The following is a 13,399-nucleotide window of genomic DNA, read 5'->3' on the forward strand; positions in this document are numbered from 1 at the left end:
AGGTGGGCCGCTTGCCAAGGGAAGCCAGCATCGGCCCTGATCCCCAGCATCGGCCCCCTAGACACAGCACAGCGGGCGCCCCGAAGAGGCGCCCGCTGCAGTGAAGACTTAGAACGAGTCCTTGATGCGCTCGATCGACGCGGTCGGGACAATGTCCTTGTTGCGCTTGATCTTGTAGCTGCCCCACCATCCAAAGAGGATGACGAAGAACAGCAGCACGCCGGCGACAATGAGCGCCGCGCCCCAGACGGGCATCGCGTTGGACAAGCCAGCGATCGCCGCAACGATCAGCACAAATGTGAGGAAGAAACCGAACACCGCGGCCACCAGCACGAATGCGGCACCAATGCCGAGTTCACGGGACTTCGCCTTGAACTCAACCTTGATGATCTCGGTCTCAGCCCGAATGGTCGCGATCCACTGGCCGGCGATTGCTCCCAGCAGCGTGTTGATCAGCGTCTTGCCGAAACCTGACCTGGACATGGGGCCTCCTTAAGCCGTTTCCCCTAGTGAACCGTCTATCGGCACTGGGATGCAAGCGCTTGAGGCTTGCGCGGGCAAAGCAAAAGGCCCCCGGTCTCCCGAGGGCCTCTTAAGTGGTGGCTCCGACCGGCGTCGATCCGGTGACCTTTCGATTTTCAGTCGAACGCTCTACCAACTGAGCTACAGAGCCTTGCGAACTTCCGCCCGCTAGCGAGAAAGCCCCTCTCCATATGAAAAGGGGCAATCGCACCGCGACCCTGACGGGACTTGAACCCGCGACCTCCGCCGTGACAGGGCGGCGCGCTAACCAACTGCGCTACAGGGCCTTGCGTCGGCCATCCGAAGAGGACCGACTAGTAGTGTAGACCATTTCTGATCCCACCTTGTACCCCCAACGGGATTCGAACCCGTGCTACCGCCGTGAAAGGGCGGCGTCCTAGGCCGCTAGACGATGGGGGCGCCGTCCGCGGCTCTCACGAGAGCCGTTGACCCGTCTATCTTACGGGGTAAATGGCAGTGCTCCAACCCAGCGGCGTGGGGAGGGGGTGTGTCGCGCTTGCTGCGCCACAATTGCGGCCATGGTGGAGATGTCAGATGAGGACTTCGAGACGGCCGTCGACGACGCTTTGGACGCGATTCCCGAGCAGCTGCTCGCGATGGTCGACAACGTCGTGGTGCTCATCGAGGCCGAACCCGAGGGCGGCGAGGACTTGCTGGGCCTGTACGACGGCGTCGCGCTGACCGACAGGGGAAGCGACTGGGGCATGGTCGATCTCCCTGACCGCATCTTCATCTACCGCGGTCCCACGCTGCGCCACTGTGACGACGCGGATCACGTGCGCGAGGAGGTCGCCATCACCGTGGTCCACGAGATCGCGCACCACTTTGGGATTGATGACGAGCGGCTTCATGCGCTCGGCTGGGGCTAGGGCCCGGACGGCCGCTATGCGGGCTCGTCGAGCACCCATCCCTGGCGCTGCAGGTCGAAGACGAACTTGTTGAGGACGGCGGTCGACTCTTCCTCGTTCTCGCACTGCTCGTAGGCCACCTGTGCGGGGCGATCGGGCTGCGCGGTGTCGGTGGACGTGACGACCACGGTCGCGCCGTTGTCCTCCACGTGAAAGACCTTGACCTGTGTGTCGTGGGACATGCTGAACGGCTCCATGGCACCAGCCTAGGTAACGTGAGGGGATGCGACAGAACATCAGCTCCGGCGGGCAGTGGGAGGACTCCCACGGTTACTCCCGCGCCGTGCGTGTGGGGTCCATGGTGATGGTCGCCGGCACTATTGCCGGTCCTGAGGCCCTCGATGAGGGTCCTGAGGGGCAGACGGCCGATGCTTTGGCCAGGATCGAGCGGGCGCTAGAGGAGGCGGGGGCGAGCCTTCACCACGTGGTCAGGACGGTGGTCTTTGTGGTCGATATTGAGCAAACGCCTGCGATTTCACGCGCGCACCGGCGGGCCTTTGGCGGGATTCTTCCTGTCTCGACCCTCGTTGAGGTGACGGCGCTCGCGGACCCGCGCGCGGTGGTGGAAATTCAGGCGGACGCGATCATCGCGTAGCGCTCTTGAAGCCACCCGGGCTCGACAGTAGGACATAGGCGCCCGATACGGCGGCTGTGCGGGCCCTCATGTCCCATTGTCGCGAGTGTTGACTGAACTGAGGGGTGGGGACTGGGGCGCGTGGGCGCTATGAGGCGTCCGGCGCTGCCGACCAGGCGCTTGAGGCCATCTCCTCGATGCTGTGAGCCATCTTCCACTCGATGTCATCGGCGGCCTTCTCGCCGCGCGCCACGATGCGGTCGGGGTCGCCGGGCCGGCGGTCCTTCACGATCGGCTCCAGGTCCGAGCCGGCAGCCTCAAGCAGCGAGCCCACGATCTCCTTGACCGAGGTGCCGTCGCCGGAACCCAGGTTGTAGACGGGCTCCAGCGGCCGGCCAGCGTCGAGCATCCTGGCCGCCGCGACGTGGGAGTGGGCGAGGTCCTGGACGTGGACGTAGTCGCGCACGCACGTGCCGTCGGGGGTGTCGTAATCGTCGCCGAAGACCAGCGGTGCCTGGCCGCCCTTGATGGCGCGGATGACCTTGGGGAACAGGTTGTGGGGTGAGGCGTCGTAGACCTCGTCCGTGCCGGAGCCGACGACATTGAAGTAGCGCAAGGAGGTCGCGCGGAGCGGGGCATCGGAGCCGGCCGTGGCGCGGACCTGGTCGCGGATCAGCCATTCGCCAATGAGCTTGGACTCGCCGTAGGGCGACTCGGGCGTGGTCGCCGTGCCCTCGGTGACGACCTCCGCGTCGGGGGTGCCGTAGACGCCTGCGGAAGACGAGAACACGAGCTGGGTGACGCCCGCCCCGGCCATCGCCTCGAGCAGGCACACGGTGCCCTCGACGTTCTGGCGGTAGGTGTGCAGCGGGTACTTCACGGACTCGCCCGCGTACTTGTAGCCAGCGCAGTGGATGACGCCGCGCACACCGTGCTCGCGCATCGCCGCCTCGACAGTTGCGGTGTCGAGGATCGAGGCCTGCACGAAGGGCACGCCCTCGGGGACAAAGGCCTCGAATCCGCTGGAGAGGTCATCCAGCACCACAGCATCGATCCCGCCATCGCGCAGCGCACGCACCACGTGGGCGCCGATGTATCCCGCGCCTCCAGTCACCATCCAGCTCACAGTTGCCTCATCTCGTCTCGGCAGTCGGCGAAGGGCCGATGTTCGGGTTCAGTGGGGTGCGCGGCTCAACGGTCGCGGCGGGCTCCCTCGGAGGGGACAACCGCGAAGATCGTCGGCTCACGCATTCCGGCTTCCGAAAGCCTAGCGCGCACGGCATCGGCAATCTGGTCTGCCTGCTCCAGTGGCACCAGCGCAATGGCGGAGCCGCCAAAGCCACCTCCGGTCATGCGGGCACCGATGGCCCCGGCCGCCACTGCGGTGTCGCACGCGGTGTCGATTTCGGGCACGGTGATTTCGAAATCGTCCCGCATGGAGGCCTGCGAGGCATCGAGGAGTTGCCCGATGCTGCGCGGCCCGTCCTTCTCGAGGGCCGCCACGGTTGCGAGCACCCGCTCGTTTTCGGTGACGACGTGCCGCACGCGTCGGAAGGCTTCCTCGTCGAGGAGCTCCTGGGCGCGGGGAAGGTCATCTGCGGTGATCTCTCGCAGGGATTCCACGTCGAGGATGCGGGCCCCTTCGGCGCACGAGCGGAAGCGGTCGCCGTAGCCGCCGGTGGCGTGCTCGTGATCGACGTTCGAGTTCATCACGAGAATGCCGAGGCCTTCTTCGCGCAAGTGCAGCGGGACGGCGCGTGCTTCCTCGGTGAGGCAGTCGAGAACTACGACGTGGTCCTCTTGCCCCAGCATCGACGCTGCTTGGTCGAGCAGTCCGGTGGGTGCGCCCACGGCGGTGTTCTCGGCCACACGCCCCAGGCGAGCGAGGGCAACGTCTCCCAGGTTCCAGTCCCACAGCTCGTTGAACGCGGCGCCGGCCGCGCACTCGAGGGCCGCGGAGGAACTCAGCCCCGCGCCCACCGGAACCCGCGAGTCGACCAGGATGTCCAAGCCGAACGCAGCGTCGATGGCGACCCCGGCATCGGCCGCAGCCCATGCCACACCCAAGACGTATGCGGACCAGCCGTCCATGGTGTCCGGGGACAGGGAGTCGAGGGATGCCACGACCTCGCCCTCGGCAAAGGTGGAACGCAAGTGGATTTCGCGGTCGTCGCGGCGGGCGACAGCGGCCTGCGTGCGGAAGTTGATCGCGAAGGGGAGAACAAAGCCTTTGTTGTAGTCAGTGTGCTCACCGATGAGGTTGACGCGCCCGGGAGCGGACCAGACGCCCTCGGGTGCGCGGCCGTACGCGGCGGTGAACTCTGAGGTGATGTCGGTCATCGGGGGCTCCAAGAAGAGGGGCGGAACGGCGCGCGGGTGAGGCACGCGTGCGGGGCGGGGGCGGCGGTGCGGGGGAGAAGAGCGCGCACCCGGAGATCACCGAGCGCACTCGGTGGTGTGACGCGCTGCATTGCGCTGTGCGGGTGAGGCACGTGAACTCCAGTTCTACCGCGGTGTCCTACTAGATGTGAACGTTACCATGCGCGGCCCAAGTCGGGTAGTACGCTCTACTGGGACCGGTCACAGGATAGCGTCGTTCCACTTTTCACAACCGTCCCGCTACAGTGTCAATCGCGAAAGGGGAACCTCAATGGCGAAGCAAGGACGCGGGCCGAGCATGCACGACGTTGCTGCGCGCGCTGGGGTCTCTCACCAGACCGTTTCGCGCGTGCTGAACAACCATCCGAGCCTCCGGCCCGCCACGCGCCAACGCGTTCTCGACGCCATCGAGGAGCTCGGATATCGCCGTAACCTCGCCGCCCGCGCACTTGTCACGGGACGCACCCAGACCATCGGCATGATCGGTCCGGCTACGGCGGAGATTGGCCCGCTGTCCACTCTGCACTCCATCGAGCTGGCGGCCCGCGATGCCGGAATGTCGACGCTGATGACCAGCGCCGCGCCGTCGCGCGAAGACATGGACCGCGCTGTTGACTTCCTGCTGGGGCGCGGCGTTGATGCGCTCGCGGTTGTCGCGCAGGAGGCGGTCGTGGGCGAGGAAAGTGCCGATCACGCCCTTGGCGTTCCGGTCGTCCACCTGCTGGCCGGTGACCGCGAGGTTGACCTCGCCGTGTCCATCGATCAGGAGCATGGTGTGCGCATGGTGCTGGACCACCTCCGGGAACTCGGGCACGCGCGCATCCAGCACGTGAGTGGGCCCATGACCTATGGCGAGGCGCGGGTGCGTAAGTCTGCGTACGAGGCCTTCGTGGGGTCGGACGTTGCGGGGGAACTTCCCGCGATCGAGGGTGACTGGACCGCGGACTCCGGCTACCAGGCCGGTCTCGAGATCGACGCCTCTGCCACCGCAGTCTTCTGCGCTAACGACCAGATGGCTCTTGGCCTGATCCACGCACTGAGCGACCGGGGGATTGCGGTTCCCGGCGACATGTCGGTCGTCGGATTCGATGACAACCCCGAGTCTCGGCACTCGCTACCACCGCTCACGACTGTGCGGCAGGACTTTGAAGCGGTAGGCCGCGTAGCCGTTGAGGCGATTGTGGCGCGGCTAGACGGTGCCACCGATTCCCCTGAGCTCATTGACCCCGAGCTCTTGGTGCGTTCCTCCACCGCGCCCGTCCGCAACTAGCGGACTCACCCACTCCGCGCGCCACGCGCTCCCTGCAAGCGGGCGGCAGGCCGGGAAAGTAGTGGGCACTTGAGGCATGCCTCGTGATACGCTCCTGTCAGATGTGAACGTGAACATAGAGTGGCCGCAACGAGGCGTGCCGCACGTTCCGCGCGAGAGGAGCGTTCGCTGTGAGTAGCAGTGTGGACATCGAAGCCATCGAGGAAGCCGTCTTGGGCCTCCGTCAGCGAGTGAGCAACCTCCACAGTGAGTTGACTCGCTATGACCTGGTAGCGTGGACGGCAGGAAATGTCTCGGGTCGCGTGCCCGGACACGATCTGTTCGTCATCAAGCCCTCGGGCGTCGGTTACGAGGATCTCAGTGCCGACGCCATGGTCGTATGCGACCTCGACGGCAACGTGATCCCGGGCACGCGTGGCTCGGAGCGGTCCCCCAGCTCGGACACGGCGGCGCACGCTTACGTGTACCGCCACATGGGGCACGTCGGCGGCGTCGTTCACACCCACTCCACGTACGCGACCGCATGGGCAGCGCGCAACGAACCCATTCCTTGCGTCATCACCGCGATGGCCGACGAGTTCGGCGGAGACATCCCCGTGGGCCCCTTCGCGATCATCGGCGATGACTCGATTGGCCGTGGAATCGTCGCGACACTTGCCGACCACCGCTCCCGTGCCGTTCTCATGGCCAACCACGGCGTCTTCACGATCGGCAAGGACGCGAAAGACGCGGTCAAGGCCGCCGTCATGTGTGAAGACGTGGCCCGCACCGTGCACATTGCCCGCCAGGGCGGTGACCTCGTCCCGATCGCACCGGACGCGATCGACTCACTCTTTGACCGCTATCAGAACGTCTACGGACAGCCCGGCAAGGTCGCCGGCGCAGAAGGAGCATCAGCATGACCACCTCGATCGTCCCCGACCTCGCTACCTACGAGGTGTGGTTCCTCACCGGAAGCCAAGAGCTGTACGGCGAGGAAGTCTTGGCCCAGGTGGCCCAGCAATCGCAGGAGGTTGTCGCTCACCTGGAGCAAGCATCGGCCGTCCCTGTGACCGTGACGTGGAAGCCGGTGCTCAAGGACCGCGCATCCATTGAGCAGGTCATGCTTGAGGCCAACGCCGCGGAAAATGTCGTTGGCGTCATCACGTGGATGCACACGTTCAGCCCCGCGAAGATGTGGATCGCTGGTCTGCAGGCGCTGACCAAGCCGCTGCTGCACCTACACACGCAGGCGAACGTCGAGCTGCCGTGGGACAAGATCGACTTCGACTTCATGAACCTCAACCAGGCTGCCCACGGCGACCGCGAGTACGCCTATATCGAGACGCGCCTGGACATTCCGCGCACCACGGTGGTGGGCCACGCCTCGCACGGCGCGGTTCAGGAGCGGGTGGGTGAGTGGTCTCGCGCTGCGGCGGGCCGCCTGGCCGCCAAGAACATGAAGGTCGCGCGCTTTGGCGACAACATGCGCTTCGTGGCCGTCACTGAGGGCGACAAGACCGAGGCCGAGGCCGTCTTCGGCGCCCAGGTCAACACGTGGGGCGTGAACGAGCTCGCGGCCAAGGTCGACGAGGTCACCGAAGCGCAGGTTGATGCGCTCATCGCCGAATACGTCGACCAGTACGACGTCGCAGCCGAACTCCTGCCCGATGGCGACCGCCACCAGAGTCTGCGCGATGCGGCCGCGATCGAGGCTGGCCTGCGCGCGTTCCTGGTCGAGGGCGGCTTCCACGCGTTCACCGACAGCTTTGAGGACCTCGGCGGGCTCAAGCAACTTCCGGGCCTCGCGGTCCAGCGCCTCATGGCCGACGGTTACGGCTTTGGCGCGGAGGGCGACTGGAAGACCGCGATGCTCGTGCGCATCGCCGCAGTGATGGGTGCGGGCCGCCCCGGGGGTGCGAGCCTCATGGAGGATTACACCTACCACCTGGTCGAGGGCGAGGAATTGTCGCTCGGCGCCCACATGCTCGAGGTGAGCCCGTCGCTCACTTCTTCGCGCCCGCGCCTTGAGGTGCACCCGCTGGGCATTGGCGGCAAGGAGGATCCGGCGCGCCTGGTCTTTACGGCCGATGCCGGGCCAGCCATGGTCGTCGCGCTGTCCGACATGCGCGATCGCTTCCGCATGGTCGCCGCTGACGTGGAGCGCGTGGACCTGCCCGCGCCCATGCCCAAGCTTCCGGTGGGCCACGCGGTGTGGCGTTCCAAGCCTGACTTCCGCACCGCGACGACCGCCTGGATGGCGGCGGGCGGTGCACACCACACGGTGATGTCATCTCAGACGTCGATGACCACGTGGCGCGACTTTGCGCGCATGACGGGCGTGGAGCTGGTGTCGATTGACGAGTCCACGACGATTGACTCGGTCGAGCGTGACTTGGCGCTCGGTGGCGTGTTCTGGCGCGGCCGCTGACCTGACGTTTCGCTGTGACGAAGTGCTGGTAGATTGCACTTTGGCCGCTTCCTGGTATGCGGGGAGAGGGCCGATGCTGTGGTGATCTTCCGGCACTTTGTTGCGTTTGTGGGGGCACAGCGTGAGCCGAGTGGGACTGTCAACGGGGGCCGCTGCCGCGAGCTGTTACCGAGCCGTTATCGCACTGTGACCCATTCCGGTTGACATGTGATGTGAACGTGAACATACTGAACTCACCACGACGGTTCGTAACGATGCGGACCGTGTCTCGAGGAGGAGAACATGGTGAAGAAGTTCCTAGTCGGCGTTGCGTCGGCAGGTATGGCCCTCACGCTGGCTGCATGCTCCGGCGGTGGCGCCGGCGAAAGCACTGACGAGACTTCCGCAGCTGCTACCGGTGGCTCAGAGCCGGTCGTCGAAGGTGGCCTCGTGGGCGTTGCAATGCCCACCCAGACCTCAGAGCGCTGGATCGCTGACGGCGACGCCGTGCAGAGCGGTCTCGAAGAGCTCGGCTACGAAGTTGACCTGCAGTTCGCAAACGACGACATCCCCACCCAGGCCAACCAGATCGACCAGATGATCACCAACGGTGCCGAGGCACTGATCATCGCCTCGATCGACGGCACCGCGCTGGCATCGCAGCTCGAAGCTGCCGCCGCCGCAGACATCCCCGTCATTGCCTATGACCGCCTGATCCGTGACTCGGAGAACGTCGACTTCTACGTGACCTTCGACAACTACAACGTGGGTGTCCAGCAGGCCACCTCGCTGCTGGTGGGTCTGGGTCTGCTCAACCAGGACGGTTCCGAGGGCGACGCCGCCGGTCCGTTCAACGTTGAGCTGTTCGCCGGTTCGCTGGACGACAACAACGCTCACTTCTTCTGGCAGGGCGCAATTGACACCCTCCAGCCCTACCTGGACGACGAGACCATCACGGTTCCTTCGGGCCAGACCGACATCGAGCAGACCAACACCCTGCGCTGGCAGCAGGAAACTGCGCAGAAGCGCATGGAGGACCTGCTCACGTCCACCTACACCGGATCCGACCTTGAGCTCCACGGTGTGCTGTCGCCTTACGACGGCATCTCGCGCGGCATCATCACCGCCCTGCAGAACGCCGGTTACGGCCCCAGCATCGCTGACGGCCTGCCCGTCGTGACTGGTCAGGACGCTGAGATCGCATCTGTGAAGCTGATCGCTGACGACATCCAGTCCGCCACGATCTTCAAGGACACCCGCAAGCTGGCCGCACAGGCCATCACCGCCACCGACGACTACCTCTCCGGAGGCGAGCCTGAGGCGAACGACACCGAGACCTACGACAACGGCGTGAAGGTCGTTCCCTCGTACCTGCTCGAGTCGGACATCGTCTACGCGGACAACATCCAGTCCCTCTTGGTCGACTCCGGCTACTGGACCGCTGAAGAGGTCGAGGCAGGCGTCGCGGAGTAACCTCCCCGAACACTGACTCATCAGATGCGTGGCGCCAGCCACTGCGCGCTGGCGCCACGCATTGACCCTCGCACCGGCCCTGGAGAGGAACGATGGCTACGAACATTCTGGAGATGCGCGACATCTCCAAGGAATTCCCGGGAGTGAAAGCGCTCTCGGACGTGAATCTCACAGTCCGCGAAGGCGAGATTCACGCGATCTGCGGCGAGAACGGCGCAGGAAAATCCACGCTGATGAAGGTTCTGTCGGGCGTCTACCCGCACGGCACCTATACCGGCGACATCTACTTTGACGGCGCGGAAGCGCGCTACGGGTCGATCAACGACTCGGAAGACGCGGGCGTGGTGATCATTCACCAGGAGCTCGCGCTGGTTCCCCACCTCACGGTTGCGGAGAACATCTTCCTCGGCAACGAGGTGCGCGGCCGTTTCGGTCTCATCGACTGGAACGAGGCCAACCACAAGGCCCAGGACCTGATGGACCGCGTCGGATTGCACGAAAACCCGGTGACCCCCGTGGGCCAGCTGGGTGTGGGCAAGCAACAGCTCATTGAGATCGCGAAGGCGCTGTCCAAGGATGTGCGCCTTCTCATTCTGGATGAGCCCACCGCAGCCCTCAACGACTCGGACTCCGAGCACCTTCTGCAGCTCCTGAAGGACCTGCAGAAGGAAGGCATCACCTCGATCATGATTTCCCACAAGCTGGGAGAGATCGAGTGGGTCGCTGACCGCACCACGATCATTCGCGATGGCCAGACCATCGAGACGATTGACATGTCGGAAGAGGACTCCACCCAGGACCGCATCATTCGCGGCATGGTGGGCCGAGACCTCGAGCACCGCTACCCGCCACGCATCGACCACGAGATTGGCGAGGAGCTCTTCCGCGTCGAGGACTGGACGGTTCACCACCCCACGCAGCCCGACCGCGTCATGGTCGACCACGCGCACTTCCACGTGAAGGCCGGCGAGGTCGTCGGAATCGCTGGACTGATGGGTGCGGGACGTACCGAACTTGCGATGAGCATCTTTGGGCGCACCTACGGCCGTGGCACTACGGGACGCGTGTACAAGCGCGGCGAAGAGATCCAGACCCGGTCAGTATCCGAGGCCATCGACAACGGCATCGCGTATGCGACCGAGGACCGCAAGAAGTACGGCCTCAACCTGATCGACAACATCAGCCGCAACATCTCGGCGGCAGCCCTCAAGAAGCTGTCCAGCCGCGGATTCATCAACGGTCACGAAGAACTCAGCGTGGCCGAGGCGTACCGCAACAACATGAACATCAAGACTCCGTCAGTACTCCAGCTCGCCGGCAACCTCTCAGGAGGAAACCAGCAGAAGGTCGTGCTGTCGAAGTGGATGTACACCGATGCGGACGTGATGATCCTCGACGAGCCCACACGCGGTATCGACGTCGGTGCAAAGTACGAGATCTACACGATCGTCAATGACCTGGCTGCCCAGGGCAAGGGCGTGGTCGTCATCTCGTCCGAACTTCCCGAGCTGCTGGGAACCTGCGATCGCATCTACACCCTGGCCTTCGGCCGCATCACGGGCTGCCTCGATGTCTCCGAGGCCACACCAGAGGCCCTGATGACTCTCATGACTCAAGACAAGGAAACGGCGTCTGACAACGACGCGGACGCCAAGGAGACCGACCGATGACTGGAATCGCCAATGTGCGCGAATTGATGACGCGCAACCTTCGTCAAAGCGGCATTTTCGTCGCCTTCATCGCGATCGTGGCGCTGTTCGCGATCCTGACTGATGGCGTGTTGCTGAGCCCGACCAACCTGACGAACATCGTCCTGCAGTACTCCTACATCCTGGTCCTCGCGATCGGCATGGTCATCGTGATTATCGGCGGGCACATCGACCTGTCGGTCGGATCGGTGGCCGCGCTTGCGGGAGCAGTGTCCGCGGTCCTTGTCATCAAGGAAGGCATGCCCTGGTGGGTCGGCGTCATCGCCGGAATCCTGGTGGGAGTCCTGGCCGGTGCGTGGCAGGGATTCTGGGTGGCCTTCGTTGGCATCCCGGCGTTCATTACGACCCTGGCCGGCATGTTGCTGTTCCGGGGTCTCACGTTCCGCGTGTTGGACAATATCTCGCTGTCGCCGTTCCCCTCGGAGTACTCAAAGATCGCCACCGGCTTCCAAAATGGATTGCTTGGCGGTGACGGGTTCGACGTCTTTACGCTCGTGGTCTTCGGCGTGGCCGTTGCCGCGTACTTCGTGCAGCAGTTCCGTGCCCGCAAGGCGGCGATTGCCTACAAGCAGACCGTGGGAGCCTTCCCGCTGTTCCTGCTGAAACTCATCGCCGTCGCCGCAGTGGTGATGTGGTTCGCATGGCAGCTCGCCAACTACCGCGGTCTGCCCAACGTGCTGATCATCCTTGCGATCCTGATCATCGTCTACACGATCGTGACCACGCGCACCGTCTTCGGTCGCCACGTCTACGCGATCGGTGGAAACCTGACCGCTGCGACGCTGTCGGGTGTGAAGGTCAAGTGGGTCAACTTCGGCATCATGCTCAACATGGGCCTCCTCGCCGGTGTGGCAGGTGTGATCTTCTCCTCCCGTACCAACGGCGCTCAGCCCGCGGCCGGAAACCTCTTCGAGCTCGACGCGATTGCCGCATCGTTCATCGGTGGTGCTGCCGTGACCGGTGGTGTGGGTCGTGTGACCGGCGCCATCGTCGGTGGTCTGATCATGGCCGTGATGTCCAACGGCATGCAGCTCATGGGCGTGGAGCAGTCGATCCAGCAGGTTGTGAAGGGCCTGGTGCTTCTGCTCGCTGTCGCCTTCGACGTGTGGAACAAGAAGCGCGCTGGCGGTCGCTAGGACGCGACTGCGCATAGAGATGGGCCGATGCCGGGGTGACCTGGCGTCGGCCCATTTCGTTGTGTGCGGGCGCCTTTCGAGGCGCGGCCCGTGGTGGGCTGGTGTGAGCTAAGCCTTGGGCTTGTACTCGTCCTCGCCTGCTTCGGTGGCGTCGTCGGAGTCGCTCACCGTTGTCGACTCTGCAGCGGCGGCTTCTTCTGCGGCGACTTCCGCGGCTTCGCGCTCGTCCTTGGCCTTCTTGTCCTTGTAGACCTGCCGGCCAAAGTAACTCACGGCAATGGCGCCAGCCACCCACAGGAACGCGGTGGCCCAGGGAGTGGACTCGGACGTTTCTTGGGCGGCGGCCAGCAGCTCTGCGGGGATCATCTCTCTAGTGTCTCGCACCTGGCACGGCTGGTTGTCTGCCTCGCCGCACACGAGGGTGCACAGATGTCACTCGGGAGGTCGGGCACGACGGCCGTCGTGTACATGAGCTGCCTCGTGAGGGCTGGTGGGGGCCTCGCGTGGACATGAGGTGCCTAGTTCGAGGGGGCGGGGTGGCCCGGATAGCCCGAAGCCGCACAGCAACAGAACGGCACACAACGCCTGCAGCTGTACGGCTTCGGTTAAGCAAACCGTACCGCGACCTCTAGCATGGGGGCCAGGATTTCCGCCCTGGTATCGAAAGGTTGTGATTGCTCGTGCCGATCGCTGACGAACTCATCGAGAACAACAAGGCCTACGCCGCTCACTACGCCCCGGACCGGCCGCTTCCGCCCCGCCGCCAACTCGCCGTCGTGGCGTGCATGGACTCGCGCCTGGACGTCTTCGCGCTACTGGGTCTCGAGGTCGGTGACGCGCACATCATGCGTAACGCTGGCGGCGTGATCACCGATGATATGATCCGCTCGCTCGTGATCTCCCAGCGCAAGCTCGGCACGCGCGAGATCATCCTCATCCACCACACCGATTGCGGTGCACTGACCTTCACCGACGACGAGCTGCGCAACCAGCTCCTCGACGAGACCGGCATGAAGCC

At 64.7% G+C, this 13,399-nt stretch carries 14 protein-coding genes and 3 tRNA genes; 9 read left to right on the forward strand and 8 right to left on the reverse strand.

The features are described from left to right. Positions 1-108: 108 nt before the first annotated feature. The 4 genes from AOP74_RS06300 to AOP74_RS06315 form a co-directional block, all read right to left on the reverse strand. Positions 109-483, reverse strand: a complete 375-nt coding sequence (locus AOP74_RS06300; RefSeq protein WP_061961464.1) for a phage holin family protein — start codon at positions 481-483, stop codon at positions 109-111. A gap of 114 nt (positions 484-597) precedes the next feature. Then, positions 598-673: transfer RNA gene (locus AOP74_RS06305), tRNA-Phe, on the reverse strand. Positions 674-735: 62 nt separating this feature from the next. After that, positions 736-809: transfer RNA gene (locus tag AOP74_RS06310), tRNA-Asp, on the reverse strand. A 60-nt stretch (positions 810-869) separates the two neighbouring features. Next, a tRNA-Glu gene (locus AOP74_RS06315) sits at positions 870-942 on the reverse strand. 119 nt (positions 943-1,061) lie between these two features. Here AOP74_RS06315 and AOP74_RS06320 point away from each other — a divergent pair. After that, positions 1,062-1,412 carry a metallopeptidase family protein gene (locus tag AOP74_RS06320; protein ID WP_061961465.1) on the forward strand — a complete coding sequence of 117 codons (351 nt, stop codon included), beginning with the start codon at positions 1,062-1,064 and terminating at the stop codon, positions 1,410-1,412. Between the two features lie 14 nt (positions 1,413-1,426). On the opposite strand, the gene AOP74_RS06325 is transcribed toward AOP74_RS06320, so the two are convergent. Then, a complete protein-coding gene (locus AOP74_RS06325) occupies positions 1,427-1,648 on the reverse strand; it encodes a hypothetical protein (RefSeq protein ID WP_236683735.1) in 222 nt (73 codons plus the stop codon). A 26-nt stretch (positions 1,649-1,674) separates the two neighbouring features. Here AOP74_RS06325 and AOP74_RS06330 point away from each other — a divergent pair, with 26 nt between their 5' ends. Then, complete coding sequence (locus AOP74_RS06330) at positions 1,675-2,046, forward strand: Rid family hydrolase (RefSeq protein WP_061961467.1); 372 nt, start codon at positions 1,675-1,677, stop codon at positions 2,044-2,046. Between the two features lie 127 nt (positions 2,047-2,173). Here the strand turns inward: AOP74_RS06330 and galE are convergent, their stop codons facing one another. Together galE and galK are read right to left on the reverse strand one after the other, a co-directional pair. Next, a complete protein-coding gene (gene galE, locus AOP74_RS06335; protein WP_061961468.1) occupies positions 2,174-3,151 on the reverse strand; it encodes a UDP-glucose 4-epimerase GalE in 978 nt (325 codons plus the stop codon). Positions 3,152-3,216: 65 nt separating this feature from the next. Then, on the reverse strand, positions 3,217-4,365 hold the full coding sequence (galK, locus tag AOP74_RS06340) for a galactokinase (RefSeq protein WP_061961469.1): 1,149 nt from the start codon (positions 4,363-4,365) through the stop codon (positions 3,217-3,219). A 337-nt stretch (positions 4,366-4,702) separates the two neighbouring features. Here galK and AOP74_RS06345 point away from each other — a divergent pair, with 337 nt between their 5' ends. From AOP74_RS06345 to mmsB, 6 genes are all read left to right on the forward strand, one after another. Beyond that, positions 4,703-5,674, forward strand: a complete 972-nt coding sequence (locus AOP74_RS06345) for a LacI family DNA-binding transcriptional regulator (protein WP_061961470.1) — start codon at positions 4,703-4,705, stop codon at positions 5,672-5,674. A gap of 170 nt (positions 5,675-5,844) precedes the next feature. Continuing rightward, positions 5,845-6,576, forward strand: coding sequence for an L-ribulose-5-phosphate 4-epimerase (locus tag AOP74_RS06350; protein ID WP_174435634.1), 732 nt, complete (start codon positions 5,845-5,847; stop codon positions 6,574-6,576). Next, on the forward strand, positions 6,573-8,084 hold the full coding sequence (gene araA / locus AOP74_RS06355) for an L-arabinose isomerase (RefSeq protein ID WP_061961472.1): 1,512 nt from the start codon (positions 6,573-6,575) through the stop codon (positions 8,082-8,084). The genes AOP74_RS06350 and araA overlap by 4 nt, the downstream gene beginning before the upstream one ends. Positions 8,085-8,366: 282 nt before the next feature. Then, positions 8,367-9,536 (forward strand): multiple monosaccharide ABC transporter substrate-binding protein, encoded by a 1,170-nt coding sequence (gene chvE / locus AOP74_RS06360; protein ID WP_061961473.1) that lies wholly within the window; start codon positions 8,367-8,369, stop codon positions 9,534-9,536. Between the two features lie 92 nt (positions 9,537-9,628). Further along, on the forward strand, positions 9,629-11,206 hold the full coding sequence (mmsA, locus tag AOP74_RS06365) for a multiple monosaccharide ABC transporter ATP-binding protein (protein WP_061961474.1): 1,578 nt from the start codon (positions 9,629-9,631) through the stop codon (positions 11,204-11,206). After that, positions 11,203-12,381 carry a multiple monosaccharide ABC transporter permease gene (gene mmsB, locus AOP74_RS06370; RefSeq protein WP_061961475.1) on the forward strand — a complete coding sequence of 393 codons (1,179 nt, stop codon included), beginning with the start codon at positions 11,203-11,205 and terminating at the stop codon, positions 12,379-12,381. Before mmsA ends, mmsB begins: the two co-directional genes overlap by 4 nt. 108 nt (positions 12,382-12,489) lie before the next feature. Here the strand turns inward: mmsB and AOP74_RS06375 are convergent, their stop codons facing one another. Continuing rightward, a complete protein-coding gene (locus AOP74_RS06375; protein ID WP_061961476.1) occupies positions 12,490-12,747 on the reverse strand; it encodes a hypothetical protein in 258 nt (85 codons plus the stop codon). A 314-nt stretch (positions 12,748-13,061) separates the two neighbouring features. On the opposite strand from AOP74_RS06375, the gene AOP74_RS12225 reads away from it, so the two are divergent. Beyond that, on the forward strand, positions 13,062-13,399 hold a 338-nt coding region (locus AOP74_RS12225; protein WP_061961477.1), incomplete at its 3' end, for a beta-class carbonic anhydrase.

Origin of the sequence: Demequina flava (genome assembly GCF_000975035.1) — a bacterium.
Lineage (GTDB): Bacteria > Actinomycetota > Actinomycetes > Actinomycetales > Demequinaceae > Demequina > Demequina flava.

What these genes read in the sequence shown, in the direction of transcription:
- AOP74_RS06300 (WP_061961464.1), bottom strand. Translation starts at nt 483, where the DNA reads ATGTCCAGGTCAGGTTTCGGCAAGACGCTGATCAACACGCTGCTGGGA.
- AOP74_RS06320 (WP_061961465.1), top strand. Translation starts at nt 1,062, where the DNA reads ATGGTGGAGATGTCAGATGAGGACTTCGAGACGGCCGTCGACGACGCT.
- AOP74_RS06325 (WP_236683735.1), bottom strand. Translation starts at nt 1,648, where the DNA reads ATGGAGCCGTTCAGCATGTCCCACGACACACAGGTCAAGGTCTTTCAC.
- AOP74_RS06330 (WP_061961467.1), top strand. Translation starts at nt 1,675, where the DNA reads ATGCGACAGAACATCAGCTCCGGCGGGCAGTGGGAGGACTCCCACGGT.
- galK (WP_061961469.1), bottom strand. Translation starts at nt 4,365, where the DNA reads ATGACCGACATCACCTCAGAGTTCACCGCCGCGTACGGCCGCGCACCC.
- AOP74_RS06345 (WP_061961470.1), top strand. Translation starts at nt 4,703, where the DNA reads ATGCACGACGTTGCTGCGCGCGCTGGGGTCTCTCACCAGACCGTTTCG.
- araA (WP_061961472.1), top strand. Translation starts at nt 6,573, where the DNA reads ATGACCACCTCGATCGTCCCCGACCTCGCTACCTACGAGGTGTGGTTC.
- chvE (WP_061961473.1), top strand. Translation starts at nt 8,367, where the DNA reads ATGGTGAAGAAGTTCCTAGTCGGCGTTGCGTCGGCAGGTATGGCCCTC.
- mmsA (WP_061961474.1), top strand. Translation starts at nt 9,629, where the DNA reads ATGGCTACGAACATTCTGGAGATGCGCGACATCTCCAAGGAATTCCCG.
- mmsB (WP_061961475.1), top strand. Translation starts at nt 11,203, where the DNA reads ATGACTGGAATCGCCAATGTGCGCGAATTGATGACGCGCAACCTTCGT.
- AOP74_RS06375 (WP_061961476.1), bottom strand. Translation starts at nt 12,747, where the DNA reads ATGATCCCCGCAGAGCTGCTGGCCGCCGCCCAAGAAACGTCCGAGTCC.